This is a genomic window from Ruegeria sp. O6, from assembly GCF_056535045.1.
The window spans coordinates 19,289-45,595 of record NZ_JBQERM010000013.1 but is presented as its reverse complement, the minus strand read 5'-3'; the positions used below and the strand labels follow the sequence as shown (position 1 = coordinate 45,595).

Here is a 26,307-nt window from a genome sequence, read left to right as displayed (position 1 = left end):
ACCTCTGTCATAGGTTTTCCCGAATTGAAGGGCGCAACCACTTCTTGCGAAGCTGCTACCAGGTTCAACGGCAGACAGACTTGCCACAACGAACCAACAGCTTTTGCAAGCGAACACAATCTGGGAGGAAAAGAGCGGTGGGCGATCCCACATGGTGTGTGGTCTTCCCCGTAAATCTCAGCTGAGTTGCAGTCAACTCGCTGATCGTTTGGTGCATTGGGCATGTTTGTTTACGCCGTCCCGCGCGGTGCACCCCAAGCAGAAATCCAAAGAACAAGAAACGGCGAACACACGGAGGAAAACGCAATATGTCGATACCCGATCCATTCACGGACGTTGAGATAAAGACGGCGGATGCCGGTTTTTATGAAAACTACAGCGTCCCAATTGCCCTGATCAGCAAGGCCATCATGGTCGCGCTGGTTCTGTGGGCATTGGTATTCCCTGCAAATGCAAACGGCACGCTTGGCAGCCTGAACGGGCGGCTGCTTGAGCTTTTCAACAGCTTCTACATTGTCATTGTCGGGTTGTTCCTCGTTTTTCTGGCCGTTGTCGCCGCTATTCCGTCCACGGGTCGCCGTGTGATGGGAACACCCGGTGAAAAGCCCGAGTTTTCAAACTTCTCATGGTTCTCCATGATGTTCGGCGCCGGCCTGGGTGTTGGTCTGATGGTTTTTGCAACCGCAGAACCGTTGGGGCTGTGGGGTTCGAACCCCGAAGTCGTATCCGAGGCGGTCGTTGGAAATACACCCGAAGCGCTGCAGTCGGCTTACCGCTATACCTTCTTGCACTACGGGTTTCACGCTTGGGCCATCTATGTGGTGACCGGTTTGTCGCTGGCATATTACGCTTATACACGCGACATGCCTCTCACCATCCGCTCGGCGCTGACGCCCCTGTTCGGCCGCTTCGTCAATGGATTCTTCGGCCATGTGGTTGACGTTCTGGGTGTTGTTGCGACGATCCTCGGTGTTTCCGTCACCATCGGCTATGGTGTCAGCCAGTTCATCGATGGGCTTTATGCCATCACCGGTATGGAATGGGTCATGGATCTGGGTGGCGAAGTTCCAACCCCAAGCAAAGTAGGTTTGATCGCCGGTCTGGTCATCATCATGAGTCTGTCGATTATTTCGGCCGTATCAGGCGTTGGTCGTGGTGTTAAATATCTGTCGAACCTGAACCTCGTATTGTCGATCATCCTATTGGGCACATTTATCGTCTTCGGCTCGTTCGTCTTTGCCATGACCACTTATGGCACGGCAATGGTCGACTATATCCTGCATATCCTGTCGCTCAGCTTTAACGCCTATGGCCCGCTGTCAGTTGAAGCCTTCGCTGCGGCTTTGCCTGCCGAAGCACAAGCCCATGCCAATGATTTGATGGGCGGAGCTACCAATGCGTGGGGCAGCTTTGACGGTTTCAAGAGCGGCCTGGAAGGGGCAGCAGCAGAGTTGGATGAAGCAACCCTGGCAGCCGTTTATGCGGCGGGTGAGCAGGGGCGTCAGTTCGGCTGGCAGTCGGGTTGGACCACGTTCTACTGGGCCTGGTGGATCGCGTTCTCGCCCTTCGTGGGCCTGTTCCTCGCGCGCATTTCGAAAGGACGCTCTGTCCGCGAGTTCATCGTAGGCTGTGTGTTCGCCCCGGCTTTGGTGTGCTTTGCATGGATGACTGTTCTGGGAGGAACTGCGATTGATCTGGAACTGGCAGGCGCTGCAGAAGGTGCAATCATCGGCGCATCGAACACCAACAAGCTGTTCGTGACACTATCTTACATGATTGACGGTGGTCTGCTGTCAATGTTGAACGTGATGTGCGTGATCCTGATCATGACATTCCTCGTCACGTCGGCAGACTCGGGCATTCTCGTGATGAACACCATCATGTCGGGTGGCAGCCAGGAGACGGGCATCAAGCACCGCATCATCTGGGGTGTCATCCTGACGGCTGTGATCGGCGCTCTGATCCTCGCAGCCGGTGAAAACAACCCGATGGATGCGCTGCGAAACGCGATGATCATCGGTGCATTGCCCTTTACTGCTGTGATGGGTCTGATGTGTATTGCTCTGGCCAAAGCTTTGTTCCGCGACAGCCAGCGTGACAAACACGCCGCTACAGGTGCACAAGCCGCCGAATAAAGCGAAAGCTTAGTTTATGACTTGATCAGGCCGCCCGGAAATGGGCGGCCTGATTTCATTTTGCGCAGACACTGGCCACGACCCTCAAACAACGGAAAAGTGCTGGCCAGCCCGACCTTGGTGAGACATCAAAACCATATCTCAACGAAAAAGCCCCGGTAAAAACCGGGGCTTTTGAGCATCTTGTCGTGAAATGCCTACATGCAGGCTTCAACGGCGCGTTTGGTCATGACCGACACAAGATGCGCCCGGTATTCCTTGCTGCCATGTAAATCAGCGATCATGTTGGCGGGGTTAATCCGAAGGTCCATCAAGGCGTCCGGGCGAAACTCCTTGTTCAGCGCCTGCTCGGCTTCGCTCCAACGGAAGACGCCATCCTCACTTGCCCCGGTCACCGCCACGCGCACGCCGTCCGTGAAACGGGCCAAATATACCCCAACAAGTGCAAACCGCGATGCTGGTTGCAGGAATTTTTGATAGCTTGCCGCCTGCGGAACCGGAAAGCGGATCGAGGTGATGATCTCTCCTTCATCCAGGGCTGTGGTGAACATGCCTTGAAAAAAGTCATCTGCCGCAATTTGACGCGCGTTGGTCACCACGGTTGCGCCCGATCCCAGCACACCCGCCGGATAACAGGCAGCCGGGTCATTGTTCGCAACCGAACCACCGATGGTTCCACGATTGCGCACTGCCGGGTCGCCAATTTGTCCAGCCAATGCCGCCAGCGCGGGATAAGATCCTGCAGCGTCGCGAGCAACGACAGCGTGAGGTGTTGCACCCCCAACAGAGACCGAGCCGTCATCATCAACGCAAACACCTTGCATCTCGGCAATGCCGCCCATCGACACCAGTTTGGACGGTGCCGCCAATCGCTGTTTCAATGTCGGGATCAGGGTTTGCCCGCCTCCCAACGCCTGCGCATCCTCTGTTGCCAATGCTGCAACTGCGTCAGCAATGGTCGAGGGCTTCTCAAACTCGAAATTGTACATTTCGTTCTTCCTTTCCGAAAGGCGCTGATCCGCCCTTCATCTGACTAGAAATATCCCGGGGAGCGGGGGGGGCTGGCCCCTCGCACCCCAACCTCTCAACCATGCATCGCCGTCCAAACGCGTGACGGGCTCATCGGCATGTCGATATGATCAACAGCCCTTCCACCCGAGTTCAACGCATCCAGCACCGCGTTGACCACCGCTGGCGGTGAGCCGATCGCTCCGGCCTCGCCGCAACCCTTCACACCAAGCGGATTGTGCGTACAGGGCGTCTGGCTGGAATGATCCACGCCGTAGAACGGGACGTCATCGGCGCGTGGCATCGCATAGTCCATGAACGACGCGCTCAGCAATTGGCCGTTCTCGTCATAGGCGCAGTTCTCCAGCAGGGCCTGACCGATGCCCTGACCAATACCGCCATGCACTTGTCCGTCAACGATCATTGGATTGACGATATTGCCAAAGTCATCCGCCGCCGTGAACTTCTCAATCGTGACCTGACCTGTGTCTGGATCAACCTCGACCTCACAGGCATAAGCCCCTGCCGGGAAAGTAAAGTTGGCCGGGTCATAGAACGCGGTTTCCTCCAGTCCCGGTTCAACTTCCAGCGGATAGTTGTGCGGGACATAGGCCGTAAGGGTCACATCCCCCCACGCCACCGACTTGTCGGTCCCCGCAACACTGAACTGACCGTCCTTAAGTTCGATATCTGCCTCGGACGCTTCCAGCAAATGGGCTGCGATCTTTTTGGCCTTGTCGATCACCTTTTCGGTGGCCTTGACCATAGCCGAGCCGCAGACCGCCAGCGAGCGTGAGCCATAGGTGCCCATGCCGAACGGGATCTTCGAAGTGTCCCCGTGCACGATCTCGACCATTGACTCGTCGATGCCGATCATGTCGGCCACGACCTGCGGGAAGGCTGTTTCATGGCCTTGCCCGTGGCTGTGTGCGCCGACCATAACACTGATCGAACCAGTGGCGTTCACCCGAACTGTCGCCGCGTCGTAAAGACCTGCACGGGCTCCCAACATGCCGACGATATTCGAAGGCGCGATACCACAAGCCTCGATATAGCAATTGACGCCGAGACCGCGCAGCTTGCCTTTGGCCTCACTCTGCGCGCGTCGTGCGGCAAAGCCCGCAAGATCAGCAGCGGCCTCAAGCTTGTCCATGGTCCCGTTATAATCCCCGGTGTCATAGGTCAGCGCGACTGGCGTGTCATAGGGGAACTGCGTGACAAAATTCTGGCGACGCAGGGCGATCGGATCGACACCTAACTCGCGCGCAGCCTTGTCGATGACACGCTCCAGCTGGAAGGTTGCTTCCGGTCGACCAGCGCCGCGATAGGCGTCCACCGGCACCGTGTTTGTGAACATCGCCTTCACATTCACCTGAATGACCGGGGTCTTATAGTTGCCTGCCATCAGCGTCCCGTGCAGCCATGTCGGAACCGAGCTGGAGAAGGTCGACAGATAGGCGCCCAGATTGGCATAGGTGTTGGTCCGCAGGCCGATGAAATTGTTATCCGCATCCAGAGCCAGTTCAATCGTGCTGACATGGTCACGACCCTGCGCATCCGACATGAATGCCTCGGACCGGCTGGCTGTCCACTTGACGGGGCGGTTGCAGGCCTTGGCGGCAAAAGTGCAGAACGCTTCTTCTGCGTAATGGAAAATCTTGGTGCCAAAACCACCGCCCACATCCGGGGCTACGACGCGGACTTTATGTTCCGGCAGACCCAGAACGAACGCGCACATCAACAAGCGGATGACATGCGGGTTCTGCGAAGTGGTATAGAGCGTATATTCATCCGTGCCCCGGCTGTACTCGGCCACAGCCACGCGCGGCTCCATCGGGTTGGCGACCAGCCGATTGTTCACCAGATCCAAAGTGGTGACATGCGCGGCATTGGCAAAGACGTCGTTCACCTTGGCGTCGTCGGCCTCACCCAGCTGCCAGTCATAGCAGATGTTGTTTTTCAGATCGTCATGAACCAGCGTCGCGCCTTCCTGCGCCGCGGATTTCATGTCGATCACGGCGGGCAGCTCCTCGATATCCAGATCAATAGCCTCGGCCGCGTCACGGGCCTGTTCCAGGCTGTCGGCAACCACGGCGGCAATGGGATCGCCCACATGGCGCACCTTGCCCTGTGCCAGAATTGGGTGTGGTGGTTCCTGCATCGGCGCGCCGTGCTTGTCGGTCACTTCCCAGCCACAGGGCATTCCGCCCACGCCTTCAAAGTCTTTGCCGGTGAATACTCTGACCACACCGGGCATACCTTCGGCGGTTGATGTATTTACAGAATTGATCCGACCATGCGCGATGTCGGACCGCAGGAAATATACGTAAGCCTGACCACGTACGTTGATGTCGTCGGTATAGTTGCCTGCTCCGGTCAGAAAGCGGACGTCCTCGCGCCGCTTGGAACTGGCTCCGATGCCACTGTCTTTGGGCATTGCTTGTTCTCCTCCCATAAACGGATGCTGCTGCACCCTTCACTTTTCCCACGGGCGCAACGTTTACGCCCGCAGCGGCATCATTCCGCAGCGATACTGCCGACGTCCTGGCCTGAGGCGGCCATGATCGCCTTGACGATATTGTGGTACCCGGTGCAGCGGCACAGGTTGCCTTCCAGGTACTTTCGGATTTCGGCCTCAGATGGGCGAGGGTTGTCTTTCAGCAGCGCTGCGGCGCTCATCACCATACCCGGTGTACAGAACCCGCATTGAAGGCCGTGATGATCCTGAAAGGCTTGCTGGATCACGTTCAGCGAACCGTCCGCATTTGCCTGACCTTCGATGGTGCCAACATCAGCGCCGTCGGCTTCGACCGCCAACATATTGCACGACTTCACGGCCTGGCCGTTCACATGTACAACGCAAGCGCCGCACTGGGCCGTATCACAGCCGACATGCGTGCCCGTCAATGACAGTTGCTCGCGCAGAAAGCCGGACAGTAATGTCCGGCCCTCAACCTCGCCGCTTACGGCCTTGCCGTTCACGGTCATAGAAATTTTCATGACTTTCTCCTCCCTGAATTCCAACGGTTCAACCGCCCAATACGCGCTTGAACCAACCTTTTTTTGCTTCGCCGCCTTCATCCTCGGCCGAAGGTTCGGCTTGAACCTGATCCGATGTTTCCGGATCGGGCGTTTTTTCCGGTTCGACCGCGTTCTGAAAGTTTTCAAAGAACCGGTCGGCCATTTTTCTGGCGACGCCATCAATGACTCGGCTGCCAAGCTGGGCCAGCTTGCCACCGACACGTGCGTCGACGGTATAGGTCAGCAGAGTACCTTCGGGCACATCAGACAAACTGACATCGGCCGCACCCTTGGCAAAACCCGCAGCCCCACCCTTACCTTCACCCGAGAGCTTCACGCTTTCAAGCGTTACGATATCAGAAAGGGTAACAGCCCCTTTGAAGGTCGCTTTGACGGGGCCAACTTTCTGCACCACCGTCGCTTCGAACCCGTCATCGACCGAGCCCGTCATTTCCTGACATCCCGGAACGCATTCTTTCAGAACCTCAACCGACAATAGCGCATCCCAGACCTTGGATCGCGGCGCGGCGATGACGCGGCTGTCGCTAAGCTCCATTTCTCTTCTCCAGGTGTTTTTTCTTACGCTACGTGGTGTTTTTCGCCCTGCCTATTAGACCTTGGGTGTAGGTGACGCCGAGCCGGTCTTATGTACGACTTTGGGCCAGTAGGCGCAGATTACTTTCGTTGTTAGGATTGGGTAAGCTGGGGACAATCTGATTGAAAAAAGGCAATACCAAATGCTTGCTGACTCCGTTGTAAGGTCTGGCTTCGAGAAAGTGCTGATCGTCGATGACCACCCCCTGTTTTGCGACGCGCTGTCGATGACCTTGCAAAGCGTGGCGCAGATCGGCGAAATCCATACCGCAGACCGACTGGAAGGCGCGATGGAACTTCTATCAGGGGGGCTGAAACCGGACGCGGTCATGCTGGACCTCAACCTGCCGGATGTGGAAGGGCTGGACGGCCTTGTCCGTCTGAAGGCTGCTGCGAATGCCCCGGTTATTGTGGTGTCCTCGATGACGGATAATCGCGTTGTCAGTCAGGTGATTCAGGCGGGTGCATCGGGTTATGTACCCAAGCATAGCCAACGCGATGTGTTTCGCCTGGCATTCGAGACAGTGCATTCCGGCAAAGTTTTTGTGCCCGAAGGATGCGTTCTGATCAATGTTGAAGAGGATGAACACGCCGACGCGGTCAATCGGCTTGCGACACTGACAAATCAGCAAGCCCGCATCCTGCAACTGATCTGCGAAGGTAAACTGAACAAGCAGATTGCCTATGACCTGTCCATTGCGGAACCCACGGTCAAAGCGCATGTCACGGCAATCATGCGGAAACTGGGTGTGCAAAGCCGGACGCAAGCCGTTCTGATTGCAAAGAAAGCTTCGTTTGCCAGCGTCTTGCAAGACCAAGGCTAAGCGTCATACTCTCACCACATCGTCGCGCTTTAAGGAGGAGGCTCGATGGACCAAGCAGTCGGGTGGGCGACAGCCCGGACCGGTGCAACAGGCATCGTCAAAACGGCTTTCGTGCGTTACGACACCGGGCAGGCGCTTGGGGTGCTCGAACGTCAAATCGGGGCTGAGCCACTTGCGCTGGTGATATTGTTCGTCAGTCCGAACGCGGACGCCGCTGCGGTCATTGCCAAAGCCGAGCAGGTGTTTGCGCCTACGCCGGTGGTTGGCTGCACCACCGCCGGAGAACTTGCGGATAGCGGTTATTGCGAAGACCAGATCGTCGCAATCGGCCTCCCGCAATCCCATTTCGACACGCGTACGGTCCTAGTTTCCGATCTGAACGATTTTGAGGCGGAAAGCATCATCAACGAGATGATCCACAACCGAAATGCCATGATGGTCACGGCGCCCGACTGGAGCCATGAGTTTACGTTCCTGATGATCGACGGATTGTCGACCAAAGAGGATGCGTTGACCTCCGAGTTGGCCGTCGGCTTGGGGCCGGTGCCATTGTTTGGCGGATCGGCCGGTGATGGAACCCGGTTCGGGCGTACCTATGTGCTGCATCAGGGCAAGGCACTGAGCAATGCTGCCATACTGACTCAGGTTCGTACGCGGTGCCCGATCAAGGTGTTCAAAACGGATCATCTGGTTCCAACGACCCGGCGTATGGTCGTAACCAAGGCGGATCCGGCAAAACGCATCGTTCAGGAGATCAATGCCGAGCCCGCCGCCCGCGAGTACGCCCGTATCCTTGGCAAGGATCCGGAACAACTGACGACATTCACCTTTGCGGCGCACCCCGTTGTTGTGCAGATTGGTGGGCAGCATCACGTCCGCGCCATTCAGCAGGTGGCGGGCAACGGGGACCTTGTCTTTTTCTCGGCCATTGATGAAGGGCTTGTGCTGACGCTGGCCGAACCAAGGGACATGGTAGAGCACCTTGAGGAAGAAATCGGCCTTCTGACCGAGAAACGGCAACCCGACACAATTCTGGGCTGTGATTGCATTCTCCGCCGACTGGAAGCGCAGGAAAAGCAAAAGACACGCGAAATCTCGGACATTCTGGCCCGCAATCACGTTGTCGGATTTTCAACTTACGGAGAGCAGTACAACTCAATCCATGTGAACCAAACTCTGACGGGTGTTGCGATTTATCCGCCCGAGAAAGAGTAACGCATGATCGAGCATCTTACTGACCCGTCGGACTCGGTTGACCGCCAGAACGAGAAACTTCGCAAGATCGCCGAAGCGCTGATGCGTCGGGTAGAAGAATCCACCGATGCGTCAGGCGCAGCTTATGCGCAGTTTCAGCGTGCGGCCGTGCTTGAACAAGAGGTCCGCGCCCGGACGAATGATCTGGAACGTGCCCTTGAATTGCTGAACGATTCCAATGCCAGATTGGCACAGGCGAACAAGGACACCGAAGCCGCACGCGCGGATCTGGCCAATGCAATCGAAACGGTGCAAGAGGGGTTTGCCCTTTTCAATCGCGACGAAAAACTGGTGCTGTGTAACAGCCGTTTTGGTCTGCATATGCCCGACATTCAGGAGCGGCTGAGCCCGGGATTGAGCTTTGCCGAATATGTCGAACTGGTCAGCCGATCAGGGTTTCTGTCCCTGCCTGAAACAATGACACCGACAGACTGGGCCAAAAGCCGCCTGGATCGGCACACGGACGATCATGTGGTGTTCAACGTCCGGCTTGTTGGCAATCGGTGGTCACAAGTGTCCGAACACCGCACGCCGGATGGCGGCACTGTTATCCTGCAAACCGATGTGACCGATATCATGCGGATCGAACGGCAGGAGCGTGACCGGATACTGGATGACAAGGCCAGGCTGATCCGCGCAACGCTTGAACATATTGAACAGGGCGTTTGCATTTTTGACAACAAACACCGTCTGATCGGGTGGAACAACCGCGCCAGCGAGTTGCTGGCCATTCCGATCGCACAGTTTCAGACGGGAACCCGGTTTGAATCGCTGTCCAATCGCCTTGGCGCGAACATCAGGTTCCAGAAGGGGGTAACGGAAGCCGATCTGCTGGATTGGGTGACGCGGCAAACTTATCGCCGTCCTCTGCAATTTCAGATGCACCGCGGAAGGTCAAAAATTCTTTCGGTGTTTGCGCAGGAGATGCCGGACCGGGGCTTTGTGATATCCTTCACCGATGTAACCGCAGAACGAAAGTCCGCTCAGGCCTTATATGAGGCCAAAGAATTGCTGGAACAGCGCGTAACATCTCGCACAATGGAACTGGCTGACGCGTTGAACGAGGCCGAGCGTGCAAATGCATCCAAGTCGCGATTCGTGGCAGCAGCCAGTCACGACCTGTTGCAACCTCTTTCCGCGGCAAAGCTTTATGTTGCATCGCTGGGCAGCGGCCTGGATAAAGACGACGCAAAGACCGTTGCAGGCAAGGCTGAAAGTGCGCTGAACAGCGTTGAACACATTCTGGAAGCGCTGCTGGATATCTCGAAGCTGGATTCAGGACGGGCCACCGCGCATTTGTCGACCATATCAGTGAGCACGCTGTTTTCGCAGATGGAAGACGCATTTCGCCCGGTGGCGCAGGCAAAAGGGCTTGAGCTGTCATTTGTTGACACGAACGCGCGTGTGACCAGCGACGCCAGCTATTTGCGTCGGATTTTGCAGAACCTGCTGTCGAACGCGATCAGGTATACCGAGACCGGAAAGGTTCTGGTTGGTGTTCGAAGGCGTAAAGGCGCAATCGCCCTGCAGGTCTGGGATACAGGTATCGGTATCGCGCCAGACCAAAGAGACATCGTCTTTCAGGAATTTCAGCGCCTGCATTCTGATGCCAGCGCCGCAGAGGGTATGGGATTGGGCCTTGCAATCGTAGAGCGCGCCTGTGGGCTGTTGCAACATCCAATCCAGCTGTATTCCGAAGTAGGCAAAGGCACTGGATTCTCGGTCGAAGTGCCGTTGGCGCGGGAAGAGCAGACCACATCCAGCAGCGCCCCTGCGGCCCACGATCCGGGCTCCAAGGTACTTGGTAACACGGTCGTATTGTTGATTGAGAATGATGAAAACCTTCGTAGTGCACTGACCATGACCATCGAATCCTGGGGGGTCGAGGTTTTGGAGAGCGAAAGCGAAGACGAAGCAATCAATCTTCTTCGTGAAATTGACATTCTGCCCGATGCAATAGTTGCCGATTTTCAGTTGAATCACGATAGAACCGGTGTCGACGCGATACATGCCCTGACGAACGAGTTTGGACCTCTGCCCGGCTGCGTTATTTCGGCCAACCGATCACCTGAACTGGCCAGGCGCTGCAAGCGCGCCAATCTGCCTTTGCTCTACAAACCGCTTGATGCGCAACTTTTGCGGTCAACGCTGGAGTCATCAATTGAACAACGCAACTGAGCAGCACTGGAAACGTGTATGTTTTCAGGCGATTTCTGTCTGTGGGTTGGCACCTGTTCGATGTAGCATCGACAAAACCTCTGCCTTCCAGCCGGCTTTGATCTGCAACGCTAGCTGGGACGGAGGCCGGTGGTTCGGTGACAGGATCGCATATTCATACCTCAACGGTTCACTGAAGGGCAAAAACACGACACGGTCGTTTGAAATGTTCAACTCCCGCTCGGTAACGACTGTCAACGGATCGACAATCGTGCAGCATTGGCCCGATCCGACAAAAGGGATAAGCGGCAGAAAATATTGGCAGGTCACGGTTGGCGTATAATTCGCCGAGACCATCTGAAACGCTTGTCGCACTTTTTCCTGAAACGGATGCGTGTCATGCAGCCCGCCCATTGGAACTCCGTCAAGATCGGATATCGTAACGGCGCTTTCTTTCGCCAGAGGGTTGTCTCTGTCCAGCGCGCAAAAACAGTCGCCGCTTATGATCTCGGCTGAGAACTGTGGTTGCTTACCTGTCGGATGCTCAAAATCCGCAAACCCGAAATCGATGTTCTGAGTACCCGCCAGTTCCATAATCTGCGGAGAGCTGCGGGTTGAAAGTGTGATTTGTATATCGGGGTTTCCACCAACTGAACGGCTGATGAAATTCGGAAAGGCAAAAGTGGAAGGGCCTGGCATCGCTGCAATATTCAAGCTACCGGAACTCCCTTTAAGAAGTCCGTGCATCGTACTGGAAATCGTAGATAATCTGTCCAGAATACCAGTGGTTTCCGACAATAGGTAGTGTGCTTCCGGTACTGGAATCAAACGGCGCCCTCTTCGTTCGAACAGGATCAGCCCCAAACTTTTTTCTAGGTTCTTGAGCGCAAGGCTGATGGCCGGCTGTGTCCGGTTCAGTTTTTTTGCGGTTTGAGAGATAGAGCCGCTTTCCATCACCTCACGAAAAACAGTCAATTGAGTAAGGTTCATACCACATCCATAAGCCAAACTTCAGTTTAGTTAAATATAACAAATTTGTATTTATGGTAAATCTCCATAGGCTGATTGGATCAGAGTTCGGACAAACCGAATCCAATGATCCAAAACTGGGAGCTTACGATGAGACTGATGAAATGCCTGACAGGTCTGGCTTTGGCAGGCGCTATGGCCGCGCCTGCACTTGCACAGGACCCAACTTTTTTCCGTATTGGCACCGGTGGTGCAGGCGGCACTTATTTTCCGATTGGCGGAACCATCGCAAATGGGATCTCGGCCCCTCCGGGCTCGCGCCCCTGCGAAGAGGGTGGTCAGTGCGGCGTACCCGGCCTGATCGCGATTGCACAATCAACAACTGCGTCAGTCTTTAACAACGCGGCAGTGGAGAATGGCGAGCTTGAGGCCGGTCTGGCCGCCGCTGATGTCACCCGTTCGATGTATCTGGGCGAAGGCAAGTTCGAAGGCAAGCCGCATCCCAAGCTGCGCATTGTGGCAAACCTGTTCCCAGAGGATCTGCATCTGGTTCTGCCCGCAGGTCAGACCATTGGTGACCTGAGCGATCTCAAAGGCAAGCGCGTGGGTATCGCACAGGCGGGTTCAGGCACACAGGTGGCCGTGCTGCAGATGCTGGATGCATGGGGCGTGAACCGCGATAACATGGACGAAGCAGAGCTGAACAACAGTCAGAGCGCCGAGCGTCTGGCCGATGGGCAGCTGGACGCGTATTTCTACGCAGCTGGCTGGCCGGTCGCCGCTATGGTGCAGTTGTCATCGACCAAAGGTATGAACCTGCACTCGTTCAGTGACGAAGACCTTGCTAAGATCAACGAGATCATTCCGGCCTATATCCCTTCCGCCATACCGGGCGGTGTGTATGAAGGGATTGACACCGAAACCAAGACCCCAGCGGTCAGCGCTATGCTGGTTGTGTCGTCGGATCTGTCCGAAGAACTGGTCTATCAGCTGACCAAAGCACTGTGGAACGACAACACCCGAAAACTGCTGGACAACGGTCACGCCAAAGGCAAGCAGATCACAGCTGACACAGCTTTGGACGGAGTCGAAGCACTGGGTGTCCCCCTGCATCCTGGTGCAGAGAAGTTCTACAAAGAAGCAGGCCTTCTGCAGTAATCGAACCTCATTGAAGCCTGTCGTCGGTGCCCCTGTGCGGGGCACCGCACTCTCCTTACACGCGCAATCAGAGGGCCATCATGTCCGAGACCGAAACACGCGATGACCACGACCTGACAGCCGAAGAACTGGCAGCCATCGAAGAACAGTTCGACGAAGGCGCCGCAGTACGTCAGGTTACACCGAACACGGCCAAGGTTCTGCGGGTTGTTGCCCTGTTATTCGCGTCCTATGAATTCTTCACCGCAGGTTTCGGCTTGCCGGCGGACCACTGGCACATGGGCATTTATCTGGCCCTGTTGTTCATACTGGTTTACGCGACCATTCCGATTGTCGGGGCTAAAAACCTATATGCGCTCAAAATCAGCAGGTTTCGTATTGGGAACGTCCCGCTTTATGACCTGGTATTCATGGCATTTGGCATCGTTGCGGCGCTTTACGTTGGATTTGCCTGGCGCGGTATTCCCTTTCTCGGGATCGAGGAACAGACTTTTCGTATGGGTAATCCCAACAATTACGATGTCTTTCTTGGCGTGGTTATCATTCTGCTGGTACTTGACATCGCCCGTCGCACGCTGGGTTGGGTGCTGCCGCTGATTATCTGCGTATTCATCTCTTACGCTCTGCTTGGTCCTTATTTTCCCGGTTTGTTGCAGCATCCCGGTGTAAATTTCAAAACCTTCGTGTCGTCGATGTACTTTCCGCAGGAAGGCATCTATGGCGTCACGCTTTGGGTCGTTTCGACCATAGTCTTCCATTTCGTTTTGTTTGGTGTGATCGCGCAGCGCACCGGGTTGGGACAGTTGTTTATCGACAATGCCACCATTCTGGCGGGTCGCTATACAGGTGGCCCGGCCAAGGTATCGGTCGTTTCATCGGCATTCTTTGGAACGATCTCGGGGTCTTCAGTCGCCAACACGGTTTCAACCGGAGCGCTAACCATCCCGAACATGAAACGCCTGGGTTATCCGGGCCATTTCGCGGGCGGGGTCGAGGCCGCTTCCTCGGCGGGCGGCCAGATCACCCCGCCCATCATGGGAGCCGCGGCCTTTATCATGGCCGAGTTCCTGGAGGTGCCTTACACCACTATTGTCATTGCGGCGATCTTCCCGGCGCTTCTGCACTACGTGGGTGTCTTTGCAGTTGTGCATCTGATGGCGCGCAAGCTGAACCTGAAGGGTCTGACGAAAGAGCAATTACCGCAGCTTAAAGCTGTCTGGGCTGAAGGTTGGGCCAATATCGTGCCCCTGATTGGCCTGCTGGTGGTGCTGTTTACCGGTTACACGCCATTCATGTCGGCCTTCTGCGGCATATCGCTGGCGGTGATCGCGGGTATGTCGCGTATCAAGCAGCCACCAACGCTGATTTACGCGGCGGCGTTTCTGGCCTTTGTGTTGTGGAAATTCTCGGATGGCGGGTTCGACCTGACAATGACCGCGATACTCTGCGCGCTGTCTGTGACAGCCACACTGAACCCACAAAAACGTATCGAAGTGCCCGAGATGCTGGCTGCTGTCGAACTGGGCGTAAAATACTCGCTGGCGGTGGGTGCCGCTGCCGCCGCTGTCGGTATTGTTGTGGGTGTGATCAACACCACCGGTATCGGCTTTCGTATCGGATTTATGGTCACGCAAGGGGCAGGCAATCTGGCGGCGGATCTTTATAATATGATCTCGTTCGGCAGCTTCCAGCTGTTTGCAATCGAAGACCTGCAACTGTTCATCTCACTGATCTTCATCGCTGTCGTCTGCATCTTGATGGGGGCGGGTATTCCGACCACCGCGCTTTACATCATGCTGGTTTCTGTCGCGCAGCCCGCGCTGGCTCAGTTGGGTGTTCCGCCCATCGCAAGCCACCTGTTCGTGCTTTACTACGGTGTGGTATCCGAAATTACACCTCCGGTCTGTACCTCGGCTTATGCGGCAGCTGCGATCGCCAACTCAAATCCGTTCCGCACCGGGCTGTCCGCGTTTACGCTCGGGTTGGGCAAGGTGATAGCGCCGATGGCATTCGTCTATGCGCCGGTTTTGTTGTTCGTGTCTTCCACTGGGTTTGATTTTTGGGAATTCACATATACTGCGACAAGCTGCATAGCGGGGGTCATCGCTCTGTCCGCGGCGGTCGTCGGATATTGGCTGCAACCGCTCAACGTATTGTCTCGTATTCTGATTGCCTTTGCCGGGATCATCTTCGTGGCACCCACGTTAACGGCAGACCTGATCGCGCTGGCAGTGGCGTCACCCGTGATCGTTGCGCAGTTGATCGCCCGCACCCGAACTCAAGCAACGGCCTGACATGTCTGAACGTGTTACCATAATCGGCGCCGGGATCGTCGGCATCTGCTGCGCGCTGTCATTGCAGGAACGTGGCAAAACCGTGCGGTTGATTGACCGGGGAGAGCCCGGGCAGGAGACCTCATTCGGTAATGCTGGTGTCGTCTCGCCATGGTCAGTGATCCCCCAAGCGGTTCCCGGTATCTGGAAGGCAATCCCCCGGATGCTGCTGGACCCCAAAAGCGCCTTGTCCGTCAGGGCCTCGTTCTGGCCGAGGATGGTCCCTTGGGGCCTGAGGTTTTTGAAAGCATCTGATGAACGATCGGTCCGCCGAATCTCGGATGCGATGGAGCTTCTTTGCAGACCGTCGATAGAGTTGTATCGACGTCATTTGCAGAACACTGGTTATGAAGACCTGATTGTCGCTTCCAACTACATCCATGCTTTCCGACACCCGAATCAAGCTGACCTGAAGGCGCTGGGATATCTGATCCGACAGGAGAAAGGTGGGCAACTCGAGAGGATCGACGGCCCAGAGTTGCGCCGAATTGAACCCGCTCTATCCGAGGATTTCGAAGCAGCGATCCTTATCAAAGGTCAGGCACGGATTACATCACCCGGTCAGATTGGCGCGGTTCTGGCTGAAAAAGCGCGCCAACAAGGCGCTGAGTTTATTCGGGCCGAAGTTCGAAAACTGAACCGTACCGACGAGGGGCGGTGGCATCTGACAACCCAGACCGATACGCTTCAGGCTGATACAGTCATATTGGCTGCAGGTGTGTGGTCTGCCGAGCTTTTGAAACCTTTGGGTCTGTCTGTGCCGCTGGCTGCTGAACGCGGGTACCATGTTCAGTTCCCCGCACCTTTGGCGAGCCTTCAGAATTCGGTCATGGATGTGGATGCCAAAGTGGTTGCCAGTTCGATGCAGGGCGGGCTGCGTGTGGCAGGCACCGCCGAGTTTGCGCGTGTAGATGCCCCGCCCGATCCACGAAAACAGGCGTTACTGACGCGACAAGCCAAGGCAATGATACCGGATCTTAATACCGCCGACACGCAATTCTGGATGGGGCGCCGCCCATCGTTTCCAGACAGCTTGCCTGCCATCGGGCCGATTGACGGACATCAGGGATTGTTCAGCGCTTTCGGTCATTCCCACTATGGCCTGATGATGGCGCCTAAAACCGGAGAGCTTGTGGCCGATCTGGTAGCTGGACAGCGTCTGAACATCAGTCTGGACCCATTTGCCTTGTCGCGGTTTTAAAACACGCGAAGCGACTTCTCGAGAAGGATCACAACGTCATGCCGATCTACCCAGGTGGACAGAATATCTGCGGGGCATCCATCGGAGTTTTGTGCCTGGAAAGCTATTTCCCCAAACCTCCGGGCCATATCAAAAACCCATCGAGTCTTCCGTTCCCGGTGCTGTATGAGATGATTGAAGGCGTCACAGTACCAAAGCTGCTGAACAACCCGACACCAGAGTTGCTGGAGCCCTTCATCAAAGGCGCGCAGAGGCTTGAATCCGAAGGTGTGCGGGCCATCACTGGCAGTTGCGGGTTTCTTGCATTGTTCCAGAAAGAGCTGGCCGAAGCCGTGTCCGTGCCCGTTTTTGCCTCAAGCCTGATTCAGGTGCCGCTGGCTTATTACATGACCGGTGCCAGTGCACCGGTAGGAGTGATAACCGCCGATTCCTCGGCGCTGACGCAACGCCATTTCGATGGGGTTGGGGCAGGAGATATCCCCGTAGCTGTGCAGGGTCTTGAGAACACGACCGAGTTCGCCGATGTCATCCTGCGCAATACGCGCACCCGAATGGATACCGATCTGATTGAGGCTGAAGTTCTGAATGCTGTACGCAAACTGAAACGCGATACACCGGAAATCCGTTCGCTGGTACTGGAATGCACCGATCTACCGCCTTACGCGGCCTCAATTCAGAAGGAATTGAGCCTGCCGGTTTATGATCTGGTGACCTTGGCACATATGGCCCATTCGGTAAGCACGCGTAGCCCGTATCGCGGACTTATGCCGTGGGTTTGATGTGGACACTGCCTGGCGTGCTGACTTGATGAACAGCCAAACTGAAACGGCCTGACTGCGGAGTGAACCAAGGGTCTTCCCCTTGCCGAAACGGCTGGTTAAGAAGTTCTTCCACCGTCGCTTCAGGAGGCACCATTGGACCGTATCGCCCGCACTATCGCCACCGAGATTAAGGCACGTTCCGAGCAGGTCGGTGCCGCGATCAAGCTACTGGACGAAGGAGCAACCGTGCCTTTTGTCGCCCGATACCGGAAAGAAGCAACCGGAGGATTGGACGACACCCAATTGCGCCTGCTGTCTGAGCGGCTGACTTATCTGCGCGAGCTTGAAGCGCGGCGTGAAACCATTCTGAACTCGATCAAGGATCAGGGCAAACTGACCGACGATCTGAGTAAATCCATTGCGCGCGCGGAAACCAAAGCGCAGTTGGAAGACATTTATCTGCCGTATAAGCCAAAACGGCGCACCAAGGCGATGATTGCACGCGAAAATGGGCTTGAACCTTTGGTTGACGCTATTCTGGCGGACCGCAACTGCGACCCTGAAATATTAGCCGCGGCGTACCTCACCGAGGCGGTAACAACGACCCGGGATGCTTTGAACGGTGCGCGGGATATTTTGACCGAGCGGTTGACAGAAAACGCCGCTCTGCTGGGCGAATTGCGCAGTTTCATGCAGCAAGAGGCTCTGCTCAGCGCAAAGGTCATAGAAGGCAAGGAAAAGGACGGCGCCAAGTTCAGTGACTACTTTGACCATTCCGAATTGTGGGCGGACGTGCCGTCACATCGGGCTTTGGCGATGTTGCGGGCATCCAAAGAGGGCATCGTCACGCTGGATATCGCGCCTGAACCGGAATTTGGTGCCGCGCGGGCCGAGACGATTGTCGCCGCCCATCTACAGACACGTGGCACTGGGCAGGCAGACGCATGGTTGCGCAAAGTCGCGGGCTGGACTTGGCGGGTGAAACTTTCGCTGTCCATGATGGTCGAACTGATGGCTGACCTGCGCAGCCGGGCGCAAGACGAAGCCATTCAGGTCTTCTCGCGAAACCTCAAGGATCTGCTGTTTGCCGCACCGGCAGGTGCCAAGGCGACCTTGGGTCTGGATCCGGGCATTCGTACGGGCGTAAAGGCTGCTGTTGTTGATGCGACCGGCAAGGTTGTCGCCACCGACACCTTGTACCCGTTTCAGCCGAAGAATGATCTGCGAGGTGCACAGGCCAGTATCCTCAATCTGATATCAGCTCATCGGATCGAACTGATCGCAATCGGGAACGGGACGGCCAGCCGTGAAACCGAAAGGTTGGTTGCAGACACTCTTGCACTTCTACCCAAGACGGTGAAAGCACCAACAAAAGTGGTGGTGTCAGAAGCTGGCGCTTCGGTTTATTCCGCATCTGAACTGGCTGCGCGCGAATTTCCTGATCTGGATGTCTCGCTACGTGGCGCGGTCTCGATTGCGCGCCGATTGCAGGACCCCTTGGCCGAGCTGGTTAAAATCGAACCGAAATCCATTGGTGTTGGCCAGTATCAGCATGATGTGGATCAGCATCGCCTGTCACAGTCGCTGGATTCCGCGATCGAGGATGTGGTGAATGCTGTCGGGGTTGATCTGAACACCGCATCTGCCCCTTTGCTGTCACGCGTGTCTGGTCTGGGTCCGGCGCAGGCCGAAGCGATTGTCACCCACCGTGACCTGAATGGGCCCTTCCTATCGCGGAAGGATTTGCTGTCCGTCGCCCGCCTTGGACCACGTGCGTTCGAACAATGCGCCGGTTTCCTGCGCATCAGGGACGGTTCAGAGCCTTTAGACGCGTCTTCAGTGCACCCCGAAGCCTATGACATTGCGCGCCGGGTCGTTGCCGCCTGCGGTCGCGATATCCGTCACATCATGGGCCATGATGGCGCGTTAAAGGGGTTGCGGGCGGAACAATTCGTAACTCAGGATTTCGGCCTGCCGACGGTTCGGGACATCTTTGCCGAACTTGAAAAGCCCGGACGCGACCCCAGACCCAGTTTTGTCTCCGCATCTTTCACCGATGGCATCGAAGAAATCACCGATCTGAAACCCGGAATGGTTTTGGAAGGCACAGTCACCAACGTCGCCGCTTTCGGCGCTTTTGTGGATATCGGCGTGCATCAGGATGGGCTGGTTCATGTCAGCCAGCTGGCGGACCGGTTTGTCAAAGATCCGCATGACGTGGTTAAAACCGGGCAGGTGGTTAAAGTACGTGTCGTCGATGTTGATGTCGCGAGAAAGCGCATTGGGTTGACCATGCGAAAACAAGGGGGTGGAGGAAACCGTCGCGGCGGATGAAGTGAACTGTGCTTCGGGACCCGTGTTTGACAGCGTCAGCTTAGTGCCTTGCACGTGTTCCAATCCATGATTACGACTAGGTTGGCAGGAATGAAGGTGATGTTGGCACCCCGGAAAAAAATGGGCTGAACGATCTTTTCTTCCATGGAGATTTGCAAAGACCAGGGTTTGTAGCGGTTGGCTGGCTCGTAGTCTTGGGTAATGTCTTAAACTCAACCTTGTACCAGAGCGGATCAGTAAACCTTAGGAACTTCACCTTTTCGCAAACCAGAGGATATGCATGACACATGTCGTGACCCTGAATGCCGGATCGTCTTCGATGAAGTTCGGCCTGTTCGAACTGACAGAAGACGATCCAGTCATGGTGTGCGCCGGTGTGGTCGAACGGATCGGTGAGCCTGAGCCAATCGTCAAGGCGCGGTCATCTGGTGGTGGAGTTCTGGCGAATGGCACGGCAGGCGATATTCACGACCACGCTGCTGCCCTGGACTGGGTACTGAACCTGTTGTCACGGGCCTTCCCCAGTTGCGAGGTCACCGCGGTTGGGCATCGTATTGTTCACGGCGGACCCGAGATCGATACGCCTTTGCCGTTGACTGCCGCTGCTTTGGAGGAGTTGGACAAGCTTTCTCCGTATGCACCTCTGCACCAGCCGCACAACCTGGCTGGCGTCAAGGCAGCTATGGAACGCTTTCCAAATGCCGCCCAGATTGCCTGTTTCGACACGGCCTTTCATCGCAACCACCCCTGGGAGAACGACGTATTCGCCCTGCCGCGCGAGTATTACGACAAAGGCGTCCGGCGCTATGGTTTTCACGGGCTTAGTTATGAGTACATTTCGGACCATTTGGCCAAAACCGCACCGCTTTTGCACGCGGGGCGGGTCGTGGTTGCGCACCTGGGCAACGGTGCGTCGATGTGTGCCATGATTGGGGGGCGATCCGTCGGTTCTACCATGGGGTTTTCGTCGTTGGACGGTCTGCCGATGGGATCCCGTTGCGGTCAGCTTGATCCCGGTGTTTTGTTGTATCTAATGGATCAGGAAGGGTTGAGCGCCTCAGAGATTTCCGACCTTCTGTTTCGCAAATCAGGGTTGCTGGGTCTTTCGGGACTTTCAAGCGACATGCGCACCCTTGAAAACGCAGATACCCGCGAAAGTCGACAGGCCATCAGCTATTTCACGTTCCGCATCCGCCGCGAACTTGGGGCAATGGCCGCAATATTGGGCGGTATTGATGCCTTGATCTTCACAGGTGGTATCGGAGAAAACTCGCGTCTTGTACGTGATAGGGTATGTTCTGGAATGGGGTGGCTGGGGATTGAACTGGATCCCGATGCCAACGCGGACAATGATCGGATCATCTCGACAGACCTGTCCCGAGTGGTCGCCATGGTTATCCCGACAAATGAAGAGCTGGTTATTGCCCGTGCGGCCGCCGATCTGTTGGCAAATCGGTCCCATCGGAAAAGCGCTTAACCCGGCTGATACGTCCAGCGATACGAGGGTGGGGTAGGCCCTTTGTTGCGACCACCTTGCTGCATCTGCTCCCAGGCATGTGCCAGAATACCTACTGATCGGGACAGGCAGAAAAGGCCGCGCGCCAATGGTGGCGCAAACCCAAGCTCGGCATAAATAACTGCGGTTGCGCCATCGATGTTCATCGGGACGGGTTTACCCTTACGCCGCGCAAGTTCTGCCTCGATTTGCTGCGCAATTCGCATGAATTGCCCATCGCAAGCACGGGTTTTCACCGCTTCGGCGACCAAATCCATCAGGCGCGGCGCGCGGGGGTCTGTGGGCGTGTGAAACCTGTGTCCAAAACCCGGAAGTATCTTTCCGTGGCTTTCGATCCACGCATCGATTGCCTGCGCCAAAGTGCCAGGGTAATGGCCCATAAAGTGGTAGAGTTCCACGGCCTGCTCGCCAGCCCCTCCATGAATGTCGCCCAACATGTTCACAGCGCTCGCCATCGCGTTGTTGAGAGGCAGGCCACAGGTAACCGCCATGCGCGCGGTTGCAATCGACGGTGCCTGAGGACCGTGGTCGACTGCCGCGACCAGCGCGGCTTCGAACAATTGGGCCTGCGCTTTTGATGGGCGGTCGCCGCGTACCATGAACCAGATCATCTCCGCAAAACCAAGGCGTCCGATCAGGTTTTGAATCGGCTCCCCGCGCAGGTCTATCCGGCCAGGTTCCATATCGATGATGGATGTTGCCCACCAATCTGACACATCGCTCATATGATCCCCTCTCTGCTCAGCGCGTCGACTTCCGCGTCGGTCAATCCGATTTCGGACCACACCGCCTTGTTGTCGGCCCCAAGTTTTGGTGGCGCGATTTGCGGCATTCGCCGGGCGCCATTCATTACGACGGGACTGCCTGCAAGTTGCATTTGTTCGCCGTGAACCAACAAAGAGCCAATCAGACCGCGATCGGAAAGTTGCGGGTCTGCAAGGGCCTCGGGCACGGTCAGAACTTGTCCTGTCGGTACCCCCAATGCGTTTAATTCACTCACCCACTCGGCCGCGGCCTTCGTCTTTAGGGTGCGTTCCAGTTCTGTACGTAAGGCGTGGCGGTTTGTTTTGCGATCTTCACGCGTTGCGTAGTCGGGGTTGTTCAGCAGGTCATCCCGCCCGAGACAGCGGGCAAGTGCCTGCCATTGCTCGTCCCGATTGGCCGCGATGTTGATCGGGTTGTCCCGCGTGGCAAATGTACCTGAGGGGGCCGAGGTTGTGTTCTCATTCCCATGCGCTCCGGGCGTTACGCCACCCACCAGATAATTTGAAACAACCCAACCCATCGTCGAAATCACGGCTTCGGACATCGCAACATCCAGATAGGTGCCGCGTGGGTTGGCGTTCAATGCCGCCGCGACTGCAAAGGCGGCCGTCATCCCCCCGACCGTGTCCGCCAACGGATAACCGACGCGATACGGTGCCGTGTCGGGGGCTCCGGTGATTGACATCACGCCGCTGATACCCTGCACAATCTGGTCATAAGCCGGATCGCCGCGCCGGGGGCCATCCTGCCCGAACCCGCTGATGGCGCAATAGATCAGGTTGGGATTGGAGTTGCGCAAAATTTCATACCCTAGACCAAGACGATCCATTACTCCGGGCCGGAAGTTTTCCACCAGAACATCAGCTGACTGGACAAGGCGTTTCAACAGCGCCTTGCCCTTTTCCGATTTCATGTCCAGCGTGACAGACTTTTTCCCGGCATTCTGCGCCAGAAAACTGATCCCCATCCCCGCCTTGTTTCTAGCGGGATCGGCACCCAGAACGCGAGCAAGGTCGCCACCATCGGGGCGCTCGACCTTGATCACGTCGGCACCCATCAATGCCAGTTGGTAGCAACAATACGGACCCGCGAGGACATTGGTCAGATCGAGAACCCGTATTCCCGCCAGCGGGTCAGTCACCTTCGGCAACCCCTTCCGCCCGGGCCTGTGCACGGCGCGCGCGGTAGCTGGGTAGTAGCACCAGAAGCGCCGCAATAACCAGCAGACCCAGCGTCATCGGGCGTTCCCAGATAAAGGCGATACCATCGTACAACTGCATGGACCGTGAGAAGTTGTCTTCCATCATACCGCCGAGGATGAAACCGATCAGCAGTGGTGCCAGTGGGTAATCAGCAAATTTCAACGCCGTTGCGCATACCCCAAAACCCACCAGTATCAGCAGTTCGGTTGCATTGTTCTGTCCGATATAGGCCCCCATCAGAGTAAAGAACAAAATAAAGGGAATCAGATAGTTACGCGGCACCGAGAGAACTTTGGCAATATAGGGGATCAGCGGCAGATTCAGGATCAGAAGCACCAGATTGCCAATGAACATGGACATGATGACCGCCCAAAAGATCTGCGGTTCGTCCAGCATAAGGCGTGGCCCCGGTGTCACATTCAGGGCAATCAATGCCCCAAGCAGGATTGCCGTCGTTCCCGATCCGGGAATGCCCAGGGTCAGCAGCGGCACGAACGAGCCGGTACAGGCGGCGTTGTTCGCCGTTTCAGGCGCGGCCAGCCCTTTGATCGACCCTTTGCCGAATTCGTCCTGCTCGGCCTTTGGGGCGATGTTACGCTCAACCGCATAGCCCAGAAAACTGGCAATCGTTGCGCCTGCACCGGGCAGAACGCCGATGAAAAACCCTTGGATAGACTGGCGACCAATCACCGGAGCAATGGCTTTGGCTTCCTCCCTGCTTATGCGCAGGTCCTTGATTTCACCTTCTTCGCCCTTAAGGTCCTTGGGTTTGAGGACAAGAAACAGCGCCTCGGGTAACGCGAACATGGCCATTGCAAGTGTGATAAAGCCAAAGCCCGACTGCAAATCCATGATGCCCATGGTGAAACGAGGCATATTGAACAGTACGCCTTCGCCAACAGTGGCCATGATCAATCCAAGGATTGTCATTATGATAGCCTTGGCAACCTGACCTGTTCCCGCAAAGGCGGCAATGGCCGACAAGCCGACAACCATCAGCGCGAAATACTCGGCTGAATGGAAAAGCAACGCGACAGAAGACAGGGCAGGGGCGAAGATCATCAAAAGCAACGCGCCGAACGTGCCACCTGCAAAGCTCGCGATTGCGGCAATGGTCAGGGCTTTGCCCGCTTTGCCCTGACGTGCCATCGGGTAGCCGTCAAAGCTGGAGGCGACGGTACCCGCGACCCCCGGCGCATTCAGCAGAATAGAAGAGGTCGAACCACCAAAAATGGCGCCATAATACACGCCGGCCAGCAGGATCAGCGCAGCGGACGGGTCGCCCATGGAAATAGCTACCGGGATCATGATGGCGATGATCGACATCGGGCCCAGACCCGGCAGCATTCCGATGAATGTGCCAATCAGACAGCCCGCCACGACCATCAGCAGATTTTGCAGTGAGAATGCCGTTTGCAGGCCTATCAGAAGTCCTTCAAGCATGTCAGCCTCCGAAAATGCCGGGCAAAGGGCGCATGTAAATGCCAAGGACTTCCTGAACCAGATACCAGACCGTACCAGTGGCGATCAGAGCGACGGGCAGCATGATATGCCATTTTCGTTCACCCAGGATAAAAGACCCAAAGATCAGGAAGGCCGAAGTTGAGATCAGGAACCCGACGGGACGCAGGCACAACGCGTAGACAACCATCAGAACCAGCAGCATGATCGCCTGACCAAGATGGTAATCGCCCAACCGCCGGTAATCGATTTCAGGTTCGCTGGGTTCAGCTTTTTCGAAACCCAGCAGAATGATCGTGGCCGTGATTATCCCCAGAATAGACAGCACTTTGGGGAAAGTGCTTGGCCATATGGGGTTTCTTTGCATGAAAGGGGGAAGACTACTGTCCATCGTGAACCAAGCGGCGTAGCCATATGTTAAACAAACACCCAGAAGAATGAGCGCGATCCAGCGATCCAGCGCCATGAGACCCCCTCCTTTTTTTCGTCGTCAGGGATGGCAGAGCGGGTTACCGCTCTGCCCAAATTGTATTCAGAGGAAGCCCAGCTTCTTCATCAGATCACCGATCTGTTGTTCCTGCTGCTCAAGAAATGACCGGAAATCATCGCCCGAGTTGTGGATGTTCACCCAACCGTTGCGTGCACGAACCTCTTCCCATTCCGGGGTGTCGTACATCTTGGCAATCGCGGCCTGGTATGCTGCAAGCTTGTCCTCGGGCAGACCCGGGGCCGCAAAGAAGCCACGCCAGTTCACAAAGGTGGTGTCGATGCCCTGTTCTTTCATGGTCATCGCGTCTGGGGCGGCCTCTACGCGATCTGCCGATGTGACGCCGATGATTTTGACTTCACCTGCATTGGCCAGATCGACGGCTTCAGAGAAACCTGTAGACAGCGCTGCGATCTCACCGGACAGAAGGGCAGCCATGGCTTTGCCACCCGCATCATATGGAATGTACTTCACGCCAAGCGCATCTTTTCCGGCCGCTTCCATCACCATGGCTGCGACCAGGTGGTCCATACCACCAGGAACCGAGCCACCGCCGATGGCCGTGTTGCCCGGGTCGGCGTCGAAGGCTGCCAGCAGATCACTCATAGAGTTGATGGGGCTGTCTTTGCCGACAACAATGGCTGCGTAATCACCGATCGTACCCGACACCAGCGTCAGGTCGCGGAAGTTGTGAGGGAACACGCCAGTCAACGAACGGATCACGATTGGCGTGGAGTTTACCATCAATGTCCCGTGGTTGCTGTCGGCGTTTTCAATTAGATAGCCGATGGCTTTGCCGCCACCACCGCCTGACATGTTTTCATAAGACGCGGTGCCCACAAGGCCGGCGTTCGTCAGCGCTTCGCCGGTGCCGCGGGCGGTACCGTCCCAACCACCACCGGCGCCGCCGGGGATCAGAAAGTGGATGCTGTCCACTACCTGGTCTTCAGCCAGAACAGGTCCTGCAAGACCTACTGCAGCTACAGCTGCGATAAGGGCGCGACGGCCCAGTGCGAATGTTGTCATGATGTCCTCCCATTTGACAACGGGCCGCATGGCGGCTCAGATTGGGAAAACTTAAACACACCAACCTGACATCAACCTGTCATGCACGAGAATAGTGTTAA

The 26,307-nt window shown here is 56.3% G+C and carries 20 protein-coding genes; 10 read left to right on the top strand and 10 right to left on the bottom strand.

The features are described from left to right. Positions 1–308: 308 nt before the first annotated feature. Positions 309–2,135 (top strand): BCCT family transporter, encoded by a 1,827-nt coding sequence (locus tag ACR0DY_RS15690; RefSeq protein ID WP_480477333.1) that lies wholly within the window; start codon positions 309–311, stop codon positions 2,133–2,135. Between the two features lie 197 nt (positions 2,136–2,332). On the opposite strand, the gene ACR0DY_RS15685 is transcribed toward ACR0DY_RS15690, so the two are convergent. The 4 genes from ACR0DY_RS15685 to ACR0DY_RS15670 form a co-directional block, all read right to left on the bottom strand. Continuing rightward, positions 2,333–3,124: an FAD binding domain-containing protein gene (locus ACR0DY_RS15685; protein WP_480546678.1), complete on the bottom strand. Its 792-nt coding sequence runs from the start codon at positions 3,122–3,124 to the stop codon at positions 2,333–2,335. 95 nt (positions 3,125–3,219) lie between these two features. Continuing rightward, positions 3,220–5,580 carry a xanthine dehydrogenase family protein molybdopterin-binding subunit gene (locus ACR0DY_RS15680; RefSeq protein WP_480546680.1) on the bottom strand — a complete coding sequence of 787 codons (2,361 nt, stop codon included), beginning with the start codon at positions 5,578–5,580 and terminating at the stop codon, positions 3,220–3,222. Between the two features lie 80 nt (positions 5,581–5,660). Further along, positions 5,661–6,143 (bottom strand): (2Fe-2S)-binding protein, encoded by a 483-nt coding sequence (locus tag ACR0DY_RS15675; protein WP_209507073.1) that lies wholly within the window; start codon positions 6,141–6,143, stop codon positions 5,661–5,663. Positions 6,144–6,171: 28 nt separating this feature from the next. Then, complete coding sequence (locus tag ACR0DY_RS15670) at positions 6,172–6,720, bottom strand: SRPBCC family protein (RefSeq protein WP_480494095.1); 549 nt, start codon at positions 6,718–6,720, stop codon at positions 6,172–6,174. A 181-nt stretch (positions 6,721–6,901) separates the two neighbouring features. Here ACR0DY_RS15670 and ACR0DY_RS15665 point away from each other — a divergent pair, with 181 nt between their 5' ends. Genes ACR0DY_RS15665 through ACR0DY_RS15655 form a run of 3 tightly spaced genes read left to right on the top strand, consistent with a single transcriptional unit; the run spans position 6,902 to position 11,014 of the window. Continuing rightward, the gene (locus ACR0DY_RS15665; RefSeq protein WP_480484332.1) at positions 6,902–7,582 is read left to right on the top strand and encodes a response regulator; all 681 of its coding nucleotides are present in this window, start codon (positions 6,902–6,904) and stop codon (positions 7,580–7,582) included. Positions 7,583–7,627: 45 nt separating this feature from the next. Continuing rightward, positions 7,628–8,797, top strand: coding sequence for an FIST N-terminal domain-containing protein (locus ACR0DY_RS15660; protein WP_480520526.1), 1,170 nt, complete (start codon positions 7,628–7,630; stop codon positions 8,795–8,797). A 3-nt stretch (positions 8,798–8,800) separates the two neighbouring features. After that, a complete protein-coding gene (locus tag ACR0DY_RS15655) occupies positions 8,801–11,014 on the top strand; it encodes a hybrid sensor histidine kinase/response regulator (protein WP_480898664.1) in 2,214 nt (737 codons plus the stop codon). 24 nt (positions 11,015–11,038) lie between these two features. Here the strand turns inward: ACR0DY_RS15655 and ACR0DY_RS15650 are convergent, their stop codons facing one another. Then, entirely contained in the window at positions 11,039–11,983 is a 945-nt protein-coding gene (locus tag ACR0DY_RS15650) for a LysR family transcriptional regulator (RefSeq protein ID WP_480546684.1), read from the bottom strand. A gap of 129 nt (positions 11,984–12,112) precedes the next feature. On the opposite strand from ACR0DY_RS15650, the gene ACR0DY_RS15645 reads away from it, so the two are divergent. From ACR0DY_RS15645 to ACR0DY_RS15620, 6 genes are all read left to right on the top strand, one after another. Then, on the top strand, positions 12,113–13,120 hold the full coding sequence (locus ACR0DY_RS15645; RefSeq protein ID WP_480484336.1) for a TAXI family TRAP transporter solute-binding subunit: 1,008 nt from the start codon (positions 12,113–12,115) through the stop codon (positions 13,118–13,120). A gap of 80 nt (positions 13,121–13,200) precedes the next feature. Further along, a complete protein-coding gene (locus tag ACR0DY_RS15640) occupies positions 13,201–15,414 on the top strand; it encodes a TRAP transporter permease (protein WP_480484337.1) in 2,214 nt (737 codons plus the stop codon). A 1-nt stretch (position 15,415) separates the two neighbouring features. After that, positions 15,416–16,654 (top strand): NAD(P)/FAD-dependent oxidoreductase, encoded by a 1,239-nt coding sequence (locus ACR0DY_RS15635; RefSeq protein WP_480898660.1) that lies wholly within the window; start codon positions 15,416–15,418, stop codon positions 16,652–16,654. A 38-nt stretch (positions 16,655–16,692) separates the two neighbouring features. After that, positions 16,693–17,433 carry an aspartate/glutamate racemase family protein gene (locus ACR0DY_RS15630; RefSeq protein ID WP_480898657.1) on the top strand — a complete coding sequence of 247 codons (741 nt, stop codon included), beginning with the start codon at positions 16,693–16,695 and terminating at the stop codon, positions 17,431–17,433. Between the two features lie 135 nt (positions 17,434–17,568). Then, entirely contained in the window at positions 17,569–19,749 is a 2,181-nt protein-coding gene (locus tag ACR0DY_RS15625; RefSeq protein WP_480898655.1) for a Tex family protein, read from the top strand. 280 nt (positions 19,750–20,029) lie between these two features. Further along, on the top strand, positions 20,030–21,226 hold the full coding sequence (locus ACR0DY_RS15620) for an acetate/propionate family kinase (protein WP_480488682.1): 1,197 nt from the start codon (positions 20,030–20,032) through the stop codon (positions 21,224–21,226). Here the strand turns inward: ACR0DY_RS15620 and ACR0DY_RS15615 are convergent. The 5 genes from ACR0DY_RS15615 to ACR0DY_RS15595 all read right to left on the bottom strand — a co-directional run bounded on the left by ACR0DY_RS15615 (position 21,223) and on the right by ACR0DY_RS15595 (position 26,206). Beyond that, positions 21,223–21,990 (bottom strand): citryl-CoA lyase, encoded by a 768-nt coding sequence (locus ACR0DY_RS15615; RefSeq protein ID WP_480484342.1) that lies wholly within the window; start codon positions 21,988–21,990, stop codon positions 21,223–21,225. The two genes, ACR0DY_RS15620 and ACR0DY_RS15615, sit on opposite strands and share 4 nt — an antisense overlap. Next, positions 21,987–23,171 carry a CaiB/BaiF CoA transferase family protein gene (locus ACR0DY_RS15610; RefSeq protein WP_480484343.1) on the bottom strand — a complete coding sequence of 395 codons (1,185 nt, stop codon included), beginning with the start codon at positions 23,169–23,171 and terminating at the stop codon, positions 21,987–21,989. The genes ACR0DY_RS15615 and ACR0DY_RS15610 overlap by 4 nt, the downstream gene beginning before the upstream one ends. Further along, entirely contained in the window at positions 23,164–24,675 is a 1,512-nt protein-coding gene (locus ACR0DY_RS15605; RefSeq protein ID WP_480494103.1) for a tripartite tricarboxylate transporter permease, read from the bottom strand. Before ACR0DY_RS15605 ends, ACR0DY_RS15610 begins: the two co-directional genes overlap by 8 nt. 1 nt (position 24,676) lies before the next feature. Further along, the gene (locus ACR0DY_RS15600) at positions 24,677–25,159 is read right to left on the bottom strand and encodes a tripartite tricarboxylate transporter TctB family protein (RefSeq protein ID WP_267366075.1); all 483 of its coding nucleotides are present in this window, start codon (positions 25,157–25,159) and stop codon (positions 24,677–24,679) included. A 66-nt stretch (positions 25,160–25,225) separates the two neighbouring features. Continuing rightward, positions 25,226–26,206, bottom strand: coding sequence for a tripartite tricarboxylate transporter substrate binding protein (locus ACR0DY_RS15595; RefSeq protein ID WP_480484345.1), 981 nt, complete (start codon positions 26,204–26,206; stop codon positions 25,226–25,228). Between the last annotated feature and the right edge of the window lie 101 nt (positions 26,207–26,307).